Genomic DNA, 15,562 nt, shown 5'->3' with positions numbered 1-15,562 from the left:
GGACCGCATCACCCCACGCGTTCAACGGTCGGCGGCGGACCACAACAAGAGGAATCGATATGAAATTCACGACCACCCGTTTCGCAGCACTGATCGCAACGACCGCGTTCGCCCTGTCGGCCAACGCCGGCGCCGCTGCCCTCGACCAGTTCAAGAGCTTCGTCGCCACCACCAAGTCCGCCAAGGGCGAATTCACCCAGCAGCAGCTGACCAAGTCCAAGAGCGGCAAGGCCGCCCCGGTCTCGAGCGGCACGTTTGTGTTCGCCCGCCCCGGCAAGTTCATCTGGACCTACCAGAAGCCCTATGAACAGCTGCTGCAGGCCGACGGCGAAACGCTCTACATCTACGACAAGGACCTGAACCAGGTCAGCACCCGCAAGCTGGGCAACGCCCTGGGTTCGTCGCCGGCCGCCATCCTGTTCGGCAGCAACGACCTGGAAAAGAACTTCACCCTGTCGGAGGCAGGCGAGCGTGACGGCGCCGAATGGCTGACCGCGGTGCCGAAGAGCAAGGACACCACCTTCGAGCAGATCGGCATCGGCCTGAAGGGGGGCGTGCCGGTGGCGATGGAGCTGAAGGACCAGTTCGGCCAGGTCTCGCTGCTGAAGTTCACCAACTTCCAGCGCAACCCGGCGCTGGGCGCCCAGCAGTTCAAATTCGACGTGCCGAAGGGCGCCGACGTGGTCAACCAATAAAAATAGAAAAGGGCAGGCATTTGAAGCCTTTCCGTACCTTGGGCGCCGTGCTGGCGCTCGTCAGCGCCGCGTCGCTCGCCGCCCCGGTCGCCACTTCGACACCGCAGCCCCCGTCCTGCGCCAAGCCCGAGTGGCCTGCGGAAGCCCGCCGTTATGGACTGGAAGGCACGACCACCCTGAAGTTCAGGATCGACCCGCAAGGCCGCCCGATCGAAGGCTCGGTCGCGCGCTCGAGCAACTGGGAGCTTCTCGACCAGGCTTCCATCAAGGCCCTGTCGACCTGCGTCTTCCCGGCCGAGGCGGTGCAGCGCGTGCAGGGCAAGACCGTGCGGCTGCAGTTCGTCTGGAAGCTGGAAGGTAAGGACAAGGTGCCGCCATCCTTCGCGGAAGGCAGCTGCGCCGCGTCCGAACGCTTCGCCCACTTCGACCCGCTCGATCGCAACGCGACCGGTCCGGACGGCGTGCTGGTGCGGATGTTGGTACGGCCCGCTGACGGCATTCCCTATGGCGTCAAGGCCGAAGGCGCCGCTGCCGATCCGGCGCTGGCGCAAGCGGCGACCGAGTACGCGCAGAACTGCCGCTTCGTCACCGATCCCAAGCGGGCGAAGGAGCCCGGCAGCGCCATCATCGGCCGCGTGCTGCTCAAGTAGACACTTCCGCAGCGCCAGTCATCCCGGGCGCTTCCGCTTCTGGCCTTCCGTACAATCGGTCTCCACGACCCATTGAAGGCAAAGGAGCGCCCATGAAGGCAGTACGCATCCATCAGTACGGAGGACGCGAAGTCCTCTCCATCGACGAGATTCCCGTCCCCGACATCGCCCCGGATGAGGTGCTAGTGCGGGTGGTGGCAGCCTCGATCAATCCGGTCGACTGGAAGGTCCGCGCCGGCTACCTGGCCCAGATGATTCCGCACCAGATGCCGCTGACCCTCGGCTGGGACGTCTCCGGCGTGGTCGCGGCGGTGGGCAGCCAGGTCACGCAGTGGCAGGTCGGTGACGCGGTCTACTCGCGGCCCGACCTGGCGCGCAACGGCACCTACGCCGAGTTCGTCGCCATCCGCGCCCACGAATGCGCGCGCAAGCCGCGTACCATTTCGCACGTCGAAGCAGCTTCATTGCCGCTGGCCGGGATCACCGCCTGGGAGGCGATGATGGACACCGCCCAGGTCCAGGCCGGACAGCGCGTGCTGGTCCATGCGGGTTCCGGCGGGGTCGGCTCGCTGGCGATCCAGCTGGTGAAGGCGGCCGGGGCCACCGTCGTCGCCACCGCATCCGGCCGCAACCGCGCGCTGGTGGAGTCGCTGGGCGTCGACCAGTTCGTCGACTACACGACAACGACACTGCTTGAAGGGGTCGAGCCGGTGGACGCCGTGTTCGACACCATCGGCGGCGAGGTGCAGGAAGCCTCGTGGTCGCTCTTGAAGCCGGGCGGCATCCAGGTGTCGATCATCAGTCCGCCGGACGAAGCCAGGGCGGCCTCGATGGGCGTGCGCGCGGGCTTTGTCTTCATCGGTCCAAATGCGCCGGTGCTCGACAAGCTGGCCGGGATGGTCGACGGCGGCCGGCTGCGGCCGATCGTCGGCGCCGAGTTCGCACTGGAAGACATCGCGCAAGCCCATGCGCTGAGCGAAAGCGGCAGGTCGGTCGGCAAGATCGTGCTCTACGTCGGCAAGCCCTGAGTTCAGTAGATCCTGGTGCGCAGGTCGATGTGCTTGACGGGTTCCAGCGCCAGGAAGCTGGCGTCCGTCGGCGCGGCCTGCAGGGTCACCCAGACCGTGTGCTCCTCATAAAAATAGGAACGGTTCGAGCCGGAGACCGAGGCGCGAAAGCGCGCGTTCCAGTCGATCCGGAGCGCATCGCCCAGCCCGCCTTCGAACAGCGGCGAAGCCAGCCAGGCCGGCCACCTGGTCGTCAGTATGCTGTCCCACGGCCGCAACAGGGACACGGCAAATCCCTCGCCCACGCGCCAGGCCTTCAGGTTGTCCGGGCGGGCAGGACGGTCGTGAGCCCAGGCCGGATCGTCCATGCGGCGGACCAGGTGGCGCGCTTCGAAACCATGCTCTTCCAGCGCTGCCACCTCATGGCGGATCGAGGCCTCGCCGCTCAGGATGGGCAGGCGGTGCACGCGCGGCACGGCCAGCCGCGTACCGGCATCGGCGGCGGCGCGCGAGGCCTTGGTCCACCTGGTCCAGACGTCCTGGATCATGAGGACGGGCGCGGGATGTGTCATGGGGCGGCTCCGGCGTGGAAACGGGGAATTATAGGGCAGGGCCTGCCCGTGCAGCCTGCCTCTGCAGCGTGCATCGGCTACACTAGACACATGCACAACACTCCGCACTATTTCGTATGTCCCTCGAGCGTCCCGGGAGCGCATCATGGATGACCTCTTCAAGACCGAACCCTCGCCGCCGCTGGCCGAAGCCCTGCGGCCGCGCACCATCGACGAAGTCATCGGCCAGAGCCACCTGCTCGGCCAGGGCAAGCCGCTGAACCTGGTGTTCAAGTCCGGCAAGCCGCATTCGATGATCCTGTGGGGGCCGCCCGGCGTGGGCAAGACCACGCTGGCGCGCCTGACCGCCTACGCCTTCGACTGCGAGTTCATCGCGCTGTCAGCGGTGCTTTCGGGTGTGAAGGATATCCGCGCCGCGGTCGAACAGGCCGAGCATTACCTCCAGCAGGGCAAGCACACCATCCTGTTCATCGACGAGATCCACCGCTTCAACAAGTCGCAGCAGGACGCCTTGCTGCCCTTCGTCGAATCGGGCCTGGTGACCCTGATCGGCGCCACCACCGAGAACCCTTCGTTCGAGGTCAACTCGGCGCTGCTGTCGCGCTCCCAGGTCTACGTGCTCAAGGCCCTGAGCGACGAGGAGATGCGCCAGCTGTTGAAACGCGCGCAGGAGCGGGTGCTGCAGCACCTGAGTTTTGATGAGGTCGCGGTCGACACCCTGGTCGGCTATGCCGACGGCGACGCGCGCCGCTTCCTCAACCTGCTGGAGCAGACCAAGACCTCGGCCGATACTGCGGGCATCAGCCGCATTACCGCGGAATTCGTCGAGAATGCGCTGACGCTCAACGCGCGCCGCTTCGACAAGGGCGGCGACAACTTCTATGACCAGATCTCGGCCCTGCACAAGTCGGTGCGCGGCTCGCATCCGGATGCGGCCCTGTACTGGCTGTGCCGCATGCTGGACGGCGGCGCCGACGCCAAGTACCTGTCGCGCCGCATCGTGCGCATGGCCTGGGAAGACATCGGCCTGGCCGACCCGCGCGCGCTCCAGATCGCCAACGACGCCGCGACGACCTACGAGCGCCTCGGTTCGCCCGAAGGCGAGCTGGCCCTCGGCCAGGCCGTGATCTACCTGGCGATCGCCGCCAAGAGCAATGCCGGCTACAACGCCTTCAACGAAGCGATGGCCTTCGTCAAGAAGGACAAGTCGCGCGAGGTCCCGGTCCACCTGCGCAACGCGCCGACGAAATTGATGAAGGAACTCGGCTACGGCCACGCCTACCGCTATGCCCACGACGAGCCGCATGCTTATGCGGCGGGCGAGGCCTACCTGCCGGAGGGAATACGCGAACCGGGCTGGTACCGGCCGGTGCCGCGTGGGGTGGAATCGAAGATCGCCGAGAAGCTCGCCTTCCTGCGCAGTCTCGACGACGAGGCGGGCGGAACCTAGGGAAAAAGCCCCACGATGGGCTGGCCATGGTGGGGCTGTGCAGGGTGTGGCGGAGCCGTTCGGCTCCGCCTGGCCTTCGAGATCAGTAGCTCTCGTAGGCGCCGATATCCCATGCGCCGCCTTTCGGACGGAGCGCGCCCGCGATGTCGACCGTCGGGGCGTTGGCCTTGATGCCCTTGTTCACGGCCGGCGAGCTGCTCTGCAGGCGGTAGTCGCCGGTGCCGGTCGGGTTGTAGCTGACGAACTTCGGATCGGCATTGATNGTGCCGGTCGCGCTNCCGACGCGCAGCGAGATCGCCGAGCCGTTGCCGTAGACCAGGTTGTTCGCGGTGACGTTGCCCGAACCGATGCAGCTCTGGCCCGAGTAGCAGTACTGCGAAATGCCCTGGCGCGGGTTCTTGTACACGATGTTGTTGACGACCATCGTGTTCTTCAGCTGGATGTTGCCCGGCTTGTCGCCGACGCCGGTGACGATGCCGCCGCCCATGCCGCTCGAACCGTTGGCGAACACGGTGTTGTTGGCGATGGTCGAGTCGGTCGCGGCGTGCCACAGGTGGATGCCGTAGGCCGAGGCGCGGTAGACGATGTTGTTCATGATCTTGCTGCCGCGGTTCGACGAGTAGATACCCTGCACGCCGTTGCAGCCGCCCGGCTTGCCGATGTCGTGCACCACGTTGCCGATGATGCTGCCAGCCGAGCTGCTGTAGTTGGCGTTGACGATGCCGGCGCCGCCGCTGCCCGTGCAACCGCCCGAGAGGGTGATGTGGTGGACGCGGTTATTCGTCACCAGCGTGTTCGAACCCATGTTCTGGATACCGAGGCGGCCCGGGCCGCTGATGTCGAAACCGTTGATCTCGACGTAGCTGCCGTTGTTCAGCCACATGACTTCCTTGCCGCTGCCAATGATCTTGGCGCCCCACTTGGTGTCGGACACGAAGCGGATCAGGCCGGTCGAGGTGCCGCTGAGCTTGGTCGAAACGTTGCCGTTATAGGTGCCCGGCGCCACGTGCACGGTAGTGCTCGCCTTGGCGACCGAGGCGGCCTTGTTGATGGTCTTGAACGGACGCGCCTGGGTGCCCGGGTTCGAGTCCGAACCGGTGGTGGCCACGTACAGGTGGTAGGACGAGGCGGTGGCCGCGGACACCGTGCGGTTGGTGTATTCCTCGGTGCTCATCAGGGCCACGCGCACGCTGTCCAGCGGCAGGCCGTTGTTGACGAGGCCAACCCAGTAGGCGAGGCCGGCGGTGTCCGGCTCGCGGCCGAGCAGGGTACGATAGAGTTCGGTGACCTGGTCGACCGAGCTCGTCGCCGCGGCAACAGTCGCTTCGGATGCCGTGGCCTGGTTAGCGGCGTAGGCGTTGCCGCCGATAGCGGTCAGCAGGACCGCGGCGCTGCAGCAGAGGATTGCGTTGACACGGGCATTCGAAGCAAAGTTGACTACGTTTTTCATTAGGGAGTTTCCTTCTCAAAAAAGTGAAAGCGAACCTTTGAGAGTAGGAAACTGCAGGAGTTCAATTTTTTTGGAGAAAAATTTTCTGGCGATAACAATTCCGTAAATACTCTTTCAAATCGGAAAGCAAAACCGATGCGAAAGATTTAATTTATTTAGAAAAACTTATTCAAAAATGCTCGTTCGCCAAATGTCGTGCGCGTTGCAACATTCAGCATGCAGGAAAACTGCTGCAAATCAGCATTGGGAAGCTTCTATTGGCGCCAGGAGGCGCACGACAGGCCAAGCTATATCGATGAGGACGTCGAAGCGCTCAGTGTTGATAGGCCCCGATGTCCACTGCGGGAGCACGCGGACGCACCGCTCCTTCGATATCGCTGGGCGGCGCAAGGGCAGCCAGGCCGCGCTTGCGGGCCGGCGAATCCTTGCGCAGGCGATAGTCGCCTTTGCCATCAAGGCGGAAGTCGACAAATAAGGGATCTTGGGTAATGGTCCCAATATCTTTCCCGACTAACATTTCAATCTTCGCAGCATTTCCATAAACCACATTGTGGGCAACAAGATTGTCGGCGCCGATGCAGGACTCGCCGCGATAACAATACTGCCTGATCGATGCGCGGGGATGATAGGCAACGATATTGTTGATCACCTTGGTTTCCGTCATCACCACATTTCCGGGCGCATCGCCGGTCCCCATTACGATGCCGCCGCCGGTCGTGGCCGAGCCGTTTGCAAACACCGTGTTATTGGCGACGATGACTTTGTTGGCGGCGTGCCAGAGGTGGATTCCCCACGCCGAGGCGCGGTAAACGATGTTGTTGTAAATTTTGCCGCGCAGGTTGGAATAATAGATTCCCTGCACGCCCGAACAGGTGCCCGGCTCGCCGATGTCGTGCACCAGGTTACCGCTGACTTCGCCGTCCGAGGCCTGGTAGTTGCTGAACACGATGCCGCCGCCGCCATTGCTGCTGCAGCCGCCCGTCACGGCAAGGTCATGCACGTGGTTGTTGAGCACGCGCACCCAGGAGCCGTAGTTCAGGATCCCGTTGCGTCCGCTGCCGGTCACGTCGAAGCCGCTGATCTCGACGTGCTCGCCATGGTTTTCCCAGACCGCCTCAACACCGCCCCCGATGATCCTGGCGCCCCATTTGACTGTCGAGACATAGCGTATCGGCGCCGCGGGCGTGCCGCTCTTCATCGACTTGATGTTCTCGCGGTAGGTTCCGGGCGCGACGTGGACGGTACTGCCCGGGACCGCACGCCTGGCGGCGGCCCCGATCGTCTGCAGCGGCGCGCCCTCCGTGCCCGGGTTGCTGTCGCTTCCGCTCGGGGTGACGAACAGGGCACGCGGGTCGACCGGGCGCTCGAGCGAGATGCATGCTTTGAGGCCGAGGCCGGCCACCAGCAGGATGCAGACGATCATCGGATATCGAAAGCTTCGCGGGTTCATTGTCTCTGACGATAGGACGAGCGCGGCGCGGTGGCCGCCGGGATCCCGAGCTTAAACCGGCGCACGATTGCGCACCTTGCGTTTGCCCGACTACCGCGCCATTCCTTTGTTATTTAATTTCGGCAATTGATTCTTCGCGCCTGGCGGCTTGATCGTGCGCAGGATGTCGCGATGACGGGTCCGGATAATGAACTGGAGGCGCCACGGTGCACCCGGCACATGGCGTGGCGTCCCGGCTCCATCCGCATCCGAACCCGACAGCGAGCACATACAGCGACGACCAGCCCTATGCTGACCCAAATGAAGAGCCTGCTTGCGTCGCTGCCGCTCGGCCGCAGCCCGGATTCGCGGCGCAACCTCTCGACCGCCATCGGCTCGACGATGCTGCGCCAGATGCTCTCGAGCGCCTTGTACTTCGTCGCCTTGTGGGTCACCACGCGCCAGCTCGGCCCGCACCACAACGGCCTGCTGGTGACGGCCCTGCTGCTGCCGCAGACCCTGTATGCCGTCCTGAACCTGGGTCTGGCCTCCAGTCACGTCTACCACATGAGCAGCGGAACCCCGGATGCCGCGGCCATGCGCCGCGTCAACTGGATACTCGCTTGTGCGCTATGGGGCGTGGCCGTGCTCGCACTCGCGCTGAGCAGCGACGCCATGATCGGGCGCTACCTGCCCGGGACGAGCAAGGACACGGCCTTGTATGCCAGCCTCCTGTTCCCCGCCATGCTGCTGGCGGCCTGGACCGTATCGCTGATCCAGGGCGCGCGCGACTACGCCACCTTCAACAAGACCGCACTCATCCAGCCCTTCACCTTCTGCGCGGGCGTGCTGGTGCTGGGCGCTACCGGCGCCGTCAGTGTCGTCTCGGTGCTGTCCTGCCATATCCTGAGCCAGGCCTCGCTGTGGCTGGCCAGCGAAGCGCGGGTGCGGCGCTACCCGGCCGCGCCCGCCGGAGGCGCGCTGGTCCTGGCGCGGATGATCGGCTACGGGCTGCGCGCGCACCTGAGCAACGTGATCACCTTCCTCAACTACCGGGTCGGCCTGTATATGGTGAGCCTGCTGCTCGATCCGTCCTCGGCAGGCATCTACGCGCTCTCGGTGCAGCTGGCAGAGGCGCTATGGCTGATCGCGAGCGCGGCGTCGGTGGTCGTGTTCCCGGAATCGGCGGCCGCCAACGGCACCCCGGCGGCGCTGCGCCAGATGGTCGGCCGTATCGTGCTGGCCGTATTCAAGATCACGCTCGTGGTGGGAATGCTGGCGGCGGCGCTGTCGACCGTGTTGATTCCGTGGGCGTTCGGGAAGGATTACGCGAGTGCCGTGCTTCCCTTCATTGTCCTGTTACCGGGAATTATCACCTGGAGCTACATGAACGTCATTGCCAATTCCCTGGCGGGGATGGGCCGGCAGGGCGTCAACATCGTGGGGGCCACGCTGTCGCTGGTACTGAACGGCGTCGGCTGCATGCTGGCGATCCCCGCCTACGGCACCTGGGGGGCGGCCCTCGCTGCCAGCGTGGCATTCACGGCAACGGCCGCTTATACGGTGTTCATGTACCGGCGCATCATGGCCAGGCGTATCGCGCAGGAAGGCGCCGGGGCAGCAGCGGCGCCAGCCGGAGGAGAGCAAGGATGACGACAACGAAGATGTTGATGGTGACTTCGCTGTATCCGTATGGGAATGGCGAGACCTTTATTACAGCCGAGCTCGAACACGTCGCGCAGCACCTCGGCCATATCGAGATCGTGCCCGGCTTCTATTCCCGCGACGAAGCACCGCGTCCGGCCCGGCAGCCGGTCAACCTGGCCTACGCCGACGGCCGCTGGGGTGCGCTGCGGGTGCCGCGGATGCTCGCCGCACTTGTGATGAGCCTGTTCAAGTACCGCTGGCTGTCCGACTTCAGGCTGATCCTGAAGCGGCGGGGCAAGCTGGCGAACTTCAAGGAGCTGGTCCGCGCGCTCTACCGGGCCAACATGTTCGAGCGCTTTTTAAGACAGCAGGAGCGCGCGGGTAAAGGCGGCTACGAGCTCATCTATTTCTACTGGCTGGTCCCGGAGATCCTCGGGGCGGCGCGCTATTCCAGGACCTCCGGCGGGAGCACCCGGGTCGTCTGCCGCGCCCACCGCGGCGACCTGTACGAGGAAGTCAAGCCAGCTGGCTATGCCGGGCTGCGGCGCGAGATCATCGCCGAGGTCGACCAGATCTACTGCATCTCGGAACACGGCAAGCATTACCTGGAGCAGCACTATGCGCACCTGGCCGCGAAATTCCACCTCGCGCGGCTCGGGGTGAACGATCCGGGCTTTCTCAACCGCCAGCCCGGTGGCGGCCCGCTGAGCATCGTATCGTGCTCCTTCGTCATCGCCAGCAAACGCCTGCACCTGCTCGTCGACGCCATCGCGCACCTGCTGGCGGCCGATCCCTCCCTGCAGGTGCGCTGGACGCATGTCGGCAACGGCCCCCTGCTCGAGGCGGTGCAAGGCCATGCCGCGAACCGCCTGGGTCCGCGCGCGCAGGCGCTGTTCAAGGGCTACCTGACGCAGGCCGAGCTGATGGACTTGTACCGCGAGGACACGTTCGACCTCATCGTCAACGTGAGCGACAGCGAAGGCATCCCGGTGAGCCTGATGGAGGCCGCTTCGGTGGGCATTCCGATCGTGGCCACCGACGTCGGCGGCAGCCCGGAGATCATCGGCGGCGCCAACGGCGTACTGGTGCCGGCCGACGCCGACGCGGCGAGGGTCGCGGCCGCCATCGCGCGCTTCAAGGATCGCGGCGCCGCCGTGGCCTGGCGCCGCGCCGCGCGCCGCTTCTGGGACGAGCGCTTCAACGCGGCCGTCAATTACGAGCGCTTCGGGCGCATCCTCGCCGGCTTGCCCTGTCCTCCGGCCGGCAGCGCCGAGCCGGAGACCACGACTGCGGTGCCGGCAGGGCAGGGCGGCGACCGGGTGGTCGGCTGAGACCTTACGTACGCACGGGAGCAGGCATGCCAGCGCACCCACAAGCACGGAGCAGAAGCATGCTGGCAGCCCTGGCGCTGTTCATTCCGCTGTTCCTGCTGTTTACCCCGTTCGAACAGGGCGGACCGAACCCGAGCATGTTCCCGAAGTATTTCTCGGCCGGTGTCTCGGCACTGGCGCTGGCGCCCCTGTTCGTCATCACCAGGCTGCGCTTCCGGGTGGAGAGCCAGCTGGTGCTGGTGACGCTGGCGATGTTCGTGTTCCATGCGCTCGTCGTCAAGCCCGTGCCTTTTCACTTCCTGTTGCTGGTCCTGCTGAACGTGCTGCTGGCCGTATTCATTTATGAGGCGAGCTTCGCGTGGCGCGCCGAATTCGTGACGGCGGTGTCCTGGCTGCTGCTGCTCAACGCCGTGGTCATCGCTGCGCAGGCGCTGATGTTCCACCTGCTGGGCGCGCCGATCTTCGACTTTCACAAGATGATCTTCGGTTCCAACAGCCGCTTCGTCGAGGATTACCTCAACATCGCGCGCTTTTCCGGCTTGCACGTCGAGCCGGGCACCTACGCCAACTACATCGCCTGCCTGGCCGCGATCCTGATGCTGACCTCCGAGTTCAGCGTTCGTTTCGTCTCGCTGTGCTTCGTGGCCGTGCTGTCGGTGTTCGTCACGAATTCCGGCTCCTCCGTCTATTTTGTGCCGGTCATGGTCCTGCTCCTCGGCTACCTGTGGCATTCGAAGGTGCGCCTCATCCATGTCGTCGTGCTGGTCGCGTCGCTGTGCGCCTACCTGCTGCTGTCCGGGGTGCTCGAGCACCTCGAGACGCGCTTCTTCGAGCAGGACGACGGCAGCCTGTCGCACCGGATCGACGGCGTGAACGCGTGGCTGGCGCTGACCCTGGAAGAGAAGCTGATCGGCGTGGGCTTCGCGAACGATCCCTGCGTGCGCTGCTACTACCAGGACATCGGCATGATCTTCAACCTGCTGACCCGCGGCGGCATCGTCGTCGTGCTCGCCTTTGCCCTGGTGATGGGGCGCATGCTCTTCGCCAACGGCCTGGTCCTCTCTGTGCTCCTGATGCTCATCCCCATCAACGAGAAGATGTTCTTCTACGAAGCACCGATCTGGCTCTTCATCCTGTTTGCCATGACGCCCTTCGTGCGCCGCACCGCACCGCTGCGCGGCCCGACGGCCGATGCCGCGGGCGTCCCTGCCGCCGGGGCCGCGCCGGGCCATTGACACCGCGCCGATCGCGCCTGGTCCGCCCTCCCTGCATTTTATGCCGCGGTTTCAGCACTTCATCGCAAGTCGATGGCTGCGCCGGCGATGCGTCGGTAAAGTTCGAGCATACCAACGTTGCATCACCAAGGGGAAACACCATGAACATCCGTAAAAACTTCGAAGCCATCTTCCTGAGCGCCGCAGCACTGGGCCTGGTCGCCAGCTACGCCACCGCATCCGCCCGTCCGGTCGACGTGGTGAAGCAGGAATCGGCGATCCTGATCGACTCCACCGTGCACGTGGTCGTGGTCAAGGCGCCGCGCCTGAGCGTTGCGGAAAAAGCCGGCCTGAAGTAATGCAGGGAAGGGCTGGCGCAGGGCCCGGCAAGACGGTCAAGGATACCGTTGTCGAATCTCGCTAGGATTCCCTGTCGGCTTGGTACAATTGTGTTTTCGACATACGCAAGCCCAACCCGACATGATTGACATCCAACTTCTCCGCAAAGACATCGACACCGTCGCCGCGCGCCTGGCGACCCGCAAGTTCCAGCTCGACGTGGCCGGGTTCAACGCCATCGAGGCGGAACGCAAGGCGATCCAGACGCGCACCGAGGAACTGCAGGGCAAGCGCAATTCGCTGTCCAAGCAGATCGGCATGATGAAGGGCAAGGGCGAAGACACCACGGCCGTGATGGCGGAAGTGGCCGGCCTGGGCGACGAACTCAAGGCCAACGAGGTCGCACTGGGTGACGTACAGGCAAAGCTGGCGCGCTTCATCGAAGCGGTGCCGAACCTGCCGCACGAAAGCACCCCGCAGGGCACCGACGAATCGGGCAACGTCGAAGTGCGCAAGGTGGGCACCCCGCGCACGTTCGAGTTCGAGGTGAAGGACCACGTCGACATCGGCGAAAAGCTGGGCCTGGATTTCGACACCGCCACCAAGCTGACCGGCTCGCGCTTCTCGATGATGAAGGGCGGCATGGCGCGCCTGCACCGCGCGCTGGCCCAGTACATGCTCGACACCCACACCGGCCAGCACGGCTACACCGAGTGCTACACCCCGTACATGGTCAATGCCGATTCGCTGCGCGGCACCGGCCAGCTGCCCAAGTTCGAAGCCGACCTGTTCTCGGTGAAGAAGGGCGGCGCCGAAGGCGAGGGCGAACACTTCTACCTGATCCCGACCTCGGAAGTCTCGCTGACCAACGTGGTGCGCGACGAGATCGTGGCGCTCGACCAGCTGCCCTTGAAGATGACCGCGCACACCCCGTGCTTCCGTTCGGAAGCAGGCAGCTACGGCCGCGACACCCGCGGCATGATCCGCCAGCACCAGTTCGACAAGGTCGAGCTGGTCCAGGTGGTGCATCCGGAGCAGTCCTACGCGGCGCTGGAAGAAATGGTCGGCCAGGCCGAGTTCATCCTGACTTCGCTGGGCCTGCCGTACCGCGTCATGTCCCTGTGCACCGGCGACATGGGCTTCTCGGCCGCCAAGACCTATGACCTCGAAGTGTGGCTGCCGGCGCAGAACACCTACCGCGAGATTTCCTCGCTGTCGAACTGCGAAGCCTTCCAGGCGCGCCGCATGCAGGCCCGGTTCCGCAATGCCGCCGGCAAGCCGGAACTGCTGCACACCCTGAACGGTTCCGGCCTGGCCGTGGGCCGCACGCTGGTGGCGGTGCTGGAGAACTACCAGCAGGCCGATGGCAGCGTGATCATTCCGGAAGTGCTGCGTCCGTACATGGGTGGGCTGGAGCGTCTGGCTGCGGCTTGAGTGAGTTTTTGCGCACGGTAAGAATTTACTCTTCCGTTTTTGCAAGACCGTCGCTATAATGCGTGCTCTCGCTTACGAGCGACCGCAGCACCGATTCAGGAGAGGTGGCAGAGTGGTCGAATGTACCTGACTCGAAATCAGGCGTACGGGTGACCGTACCGTGGGTTCGAATCCCACCCTCTCCGCCAGTAAATAAAAAGGGCTCCCGAATGGGAGCCCTTTTTATTTGCGGGCGGAGAGGAGCAAGGCCCCTGCGGGCCTTGCGTGTGGGATTCGAAGCTTGGCGCGTACTCGCGCCAAGGCGGCCCGCGGCACGTGGGCGAATCCCACCCATGAGCAGCCGCACGGTCTTTCAAGTCTCCTCAACGCACCTGAACCGATCAGACTGCTGAGCACTTCTCATCCATTCCGAAAATAGTTGGAAATTTTTCATTCCTGGTTGCACACTTACCGCTAGTCCAACTCGGCCAGCGACCAAGCATGTTGAAACCTCTCCTCGGCATCGCCATCCTTCTCACCCTGGCGCCCGCCGCCGCCCAGACCCCGGCCGCGCCTGCCGAATCAAGCGTCCCGGGCCAGGTGGTCAAGATCACCGGTTCCAAGTCGACGCCGACCGGCGAGAGCGCCAAGGTCTACGCCGCCAAGCGCCGCGTCCTGCGCGGAACGCTGGCGCAGAAATGCGCCCTCGACAGCGTCTACTTTTCGCAGCAGGACGACGAGGAAACCTATATCGAGCAGCTCGAGCAGATGCAGGAGCCCGGCGAGATCAGCGAGACCGGCACCCCCATGCCGTCCGCGACCTTGCAAAAATTCAATCCGAACGCGCCCTACGGCGACGCATCGAACGCGGTCGACTCCTCGTCGATCACCGGCGCGGCGTCCAGCAACAACGTGGGCCCGTGCGAGGTCGGCGACCGCCGCTTCGCCTCGGGCCGCGAACGCATCATCCGCAACGACAAATCCTTCGCCCAGGCCCTGGAGCACCTCGATGCGAAGGAATACGACAAGGCAGCGGCCCAATTGGAGGCCGCCTACAGCAAGATCGGCTATCCGGAAGCCGCCGTCCTGCTGGCGAAACTGAGCCTGGACGGCCTGGGCGTGCCGCGCAGTACCGACAAGGCCTTGTACTGGCTCGACCGCGCCGCCGGGCAGCGCTTCGATGCCAGGAAGGACACGCTGCGCTTCAATCCGAAGGAGCCGGAAGCCCTGAACGGCATGATCGAAGCGGCGCTCCTGCTCGCGCGGATCCACCAGCATGGCATCGGCGGCGTCAGGAAGGACCAGGCCGCCGCGCGCAAGTGGTACGCCAAGGCCGCCGACTTCGGTTTCGTGCCGGCCCTGAATACCCTGGGGCTGGCGTCACAGGCCGGCGCCGGCGGCCCCAAGGACCTGAAGCAGGCGCGCGGCTACTTCCAGAAGGCGGCGGAAGAGGGCTATGTGCCGGCCCAGTTCAACCTGGCCAGGCTGTATTACGCCGGCGGCGAGGGCGTGGCGCAGGACTATGCCCAGGCCGGCGCCTGGTTCGCCGAGGCCGGCAAGTCCGGCCACGCCAGGTCGCTCTACGCCATGGCCCGCATGTACGACCTGGGCGAGGGCGTGAAGGCCGACCAGTCGAAGGCGATCGTCTACTACAAGGAGGCCGCCCTGAAGCTGGTGCCGGAGGCGCAGAGCGCGCTGGCCACCTATTTCTACACCGGCGAGCAAGTGCCGAAGAACCTGGCGACCGCGCGCCAGCTGTTCAACCAGGCGGCCATGGGCGGCGACTCGGAAGCCATGTTCAACCTGGCTGCCATGCTGGTGAGCGGCGAAGGCGGGGACAAGGACCTGGGCATGGCCTATGCCTGGCTCAGCCTTGCCAAGGCCAGCGGTCTTGAACGCGCCGGGGCGGCGCTCAGCCAGATTGAGCCGAAACTGTCGGCGCAAGATCGCGCCAGGGCCGATGCGGTTCTCAAGCCGTCCGCGGGTAAGAAGTGAAATATTATTTCGTTCTGATGCTTTTGATGAAATTTTATTCCACTTCGCTGCTAGGGAATTGATGTGACGGAATAGTTCATCTTCCACAAACGGAAAACAGCCGCTATAATGCGGCCTCGCTTACGCGACCACGCAGCACCGATTTAGGAGAGGTGGCAGAGTGGTCGAATGTACCTGACTCGAAATCAGGCGTACGGGTGACCGTACCGTGGGTTCGAATCCCACCCTCTCCGCCAAGAAATAAAAAAGGTCCCTCTGGGACCTTTTTTATTTCTTGGCGGAGAGGAGGGAGCCCCCTGCGGGGCTCCCGTGTGGGATTCGAAGCCTCGCGCATACTTGCGCGAGGGCGGCCCGCGGAACGTGGGCGAAT

13 protein-coding genes and 2 tRNA genes are annotated in these 15,562 nt (G+C 64.6%); 12 read left to right on the top strand and 3 right to left on the bottom strand.

Annotation, left to right across the window (positions count from 1 at the left end; all coding sequences use genetic code 11):
• The first annotated feature begins 59 nt into the window (after positions 1 to 59).
• The 3 genes from lolA to YWC_RS0114465 all read left to right on the top strand — a co-directional run bounded on the left by lolA (position 60) and on the right by YWC_RS0114465 (position 2,373).
• The gene (lolA, locus tag YWC_RS0114475; RefSeq protein ID WP_027866025.1) at positions 60 to 695 is read left to right on the top strand and encodes an outer membrane lipoprotein chaperone LolA; all 636 of its coding nucleotides are present in this window, start codon (positions 60 to 62) and stop codon (positions 693 to 695) included.
• A 20-nt stretch (positions 696 to 715) separates the two neighbouring features.
• The gene (locus YWC_RS31615) at positions 716 to 1,345 is read left to right on the top strand and encodes an energy transducer TonB (protein WP_169728118.1); all 630 of its coding nucleotides are present in this window, start codon (positions 716 to 718) and stop codon (positions 1,343 to 1,345) included.
• A 92-nt stretch (positions 1,346 to 1,437) separates the two neighbouring features.
• On the top strand, positions 1,438 to 2,373 hold the full coding sequence (locus tag YWC_RS0114465; RefSeq protein ID WP_027866024.1) for an NADP-dependent oxidoreductase: 936 nt from the start codon (positions 1,438 to 1,440) through the stop codon (positions 2,371 to 2,373).
• A gap of 2 nt (positions 2,374 to 2,375) precedes the next feature.
• On the opposite strand, the gene YWC_RS0114460 is transcribed toward YWC_RS0114465, so the two are convergent.
• Positions 2,376 to 2,924, bottom strand: coding sequence for a hypothetical protein (locus YWC_RS0114460; protein WP_156923681.1), 549 nt, complete (start codon positions 2,922 to 2,924; stop codon positions 2,376 to 2,378).
• A gap of 145 nt (positions 2,925 to 3,069) precedes the next feature.
• Between YWC_RS0114460 and YWC_RS0114455 the strand changes: the two genes are divergently transcribed.
• Entirely contained in the window at positions 3,070 to 4,374 is a 1,305-nt protein-coding gene (locus tag YWC_RS0114455) for a replication-associated recombination protein A (RefSeq protein WP_027866022.1), read from the top strand.
• A gap of 82 nt (positions 4,375 to 4,456) precedes the next feature.
• On the opposite strand, the gene YWC_RS29425 is transcribed toward YWC_RS0114455, so the two are convergent.
• Positions 4,457 to 5,824, bottom strand: a complete 1,368-nt coding sequence (locus tag YWC_RS29425) for a right-handed parallel beta-helix repeat-containing protein (RefSeq protein ID WP_051306465.1) — start codon at positions 5,822 to 5,824, stop codon at positions 4,457 to 4,459.
• Between the two features lie 313 nt (positions 5,825 to 6,137).
• Positions 6,138 to 7,247, bottom strand: coding sequence for a right-handed parallel beta-helix repeat-containing protein (locus tag YWC_RS29420; RefSeq protein WP_051306464.1), 1,110 nt, complete (start codon positions 7,245 to 7,247; stop codon positions 6,138 to 6,140).
• A 315-nt stretch (positions 7,248 to 7,562) separates the two neighbouring features.
• Here YWC_RS29420 and YWC_RS0114440 point away from each other — a divergent pair, with 315 nt between their 5' ends.
• The 8 genes from YWC_RS0114440 (at position 7,563) to YWC_RS0114405 (ending at position 15,428) form a co-directional block, all read left to right on the top strand.
• The gene (locus YWC_RS0114440; RefSeq protein ID WP_027866021.1) at positions 7,563 to 8,906 is read left to right on the top strand and encodes a lipopolysaccharide biosynthesis protein; all 1,344 of its coding nucleotides are present in this window, start codon (positions 7,563 to 7,565) and stop codon (positions 8,904 to 8,906) included.
• Positions 8,903 to 10,231 (top strand): glycosyltransferase, encoded by a 1,329-nt coding sequence (locus YWC_RS0114435; protein WP_027866020.1) that lies wholly within the window; start codon positions 8,903 to 8,905, stop codon positions 10,229 to 10,231. The genes YWC_RS0114440 and YWC_RS0114435 overlap by 4 nt, the downstream gene beginning before the upstream one ends.
• Before the next feature lie 59 nt (positions 10,232 to 10,290).
• A complete protein-coding gene (locus YWC_RS0114430; protein WP_027866019.1) occupies positions 10,291 to 11,466 on the top strand; it encodes an O-antigen ligase family protein in 1,176 nt (391 codons plus the stop codon).
• 140 nt (positions 11,467 to 11,606) lie between these two features.
• Positions 11,607 to 11,804 carry a hypothetical protein gene (locus YWC_RS29415; RefSeq protein WP_036214469.1) on the top strand — a complete coding sequence of 66 codons (198 nt, stop codon included), beginning with the start codon at positions 11,607 to 11,609 and terminating at the stop codon, positions 11,802 to 11,804.
• A 121-nt stretch (positions 11,805 to 11,925) separates the two neighbouring features.
• Positions 11,926 to 13,218 (top strand): serine--tRNA ligase, encoded by a 1,293-nt coding sequence (serS, locus tag YWC_RS0114420; protein ID WP_027866018.1) that lies wholly within the window; start codon positions 11,926 to 11,928, stop codon positions 13,216 to 13,218.
• A gap of 98 nt (positions 13,219 to 13,316) precedes the next feature.
• A tRNA-Ser gene (locus YWC_RS0114415) sits at positions 13,317 to 13,406 on the top strand.
• 292 nt (positions 13,407 to 13,698) lie between these two features.
• Entirely contained in the window at positions 13,699 to 15,192 is a 1,494-nt protein-coding gene (locus YWC_RS31610) for an SEL1-like repeat protein (protein WP_051306463.1), read from the top strand.
• A gap of 146 nt (positions 15,193 to 15,338) precedes the next feature.
• A tRNA-Ser gene (locus YWC_RS0114405) sits at positions 15,339 to 15,428 on the top strand.
• Positions 15,429 to 15,562: the final 134 nt, after the last annotated feature.

Source organism: Massilia alkalitolerans DSM 17462, from assembly GCF_000427785.1.
Classification (GTDB): domain Bacteria; phylum Pseudomonadota; class Gammaproteobacteria; order Burkholderiales; family Burkholderiaceae_D; genus Telluria; species Telluria alkalitolerans.
The sequence above is the reverse complement of the archived record's forward strand: the minus strand, read 5'-3'. Positions and strand labels throughout refer to the sequence as shown.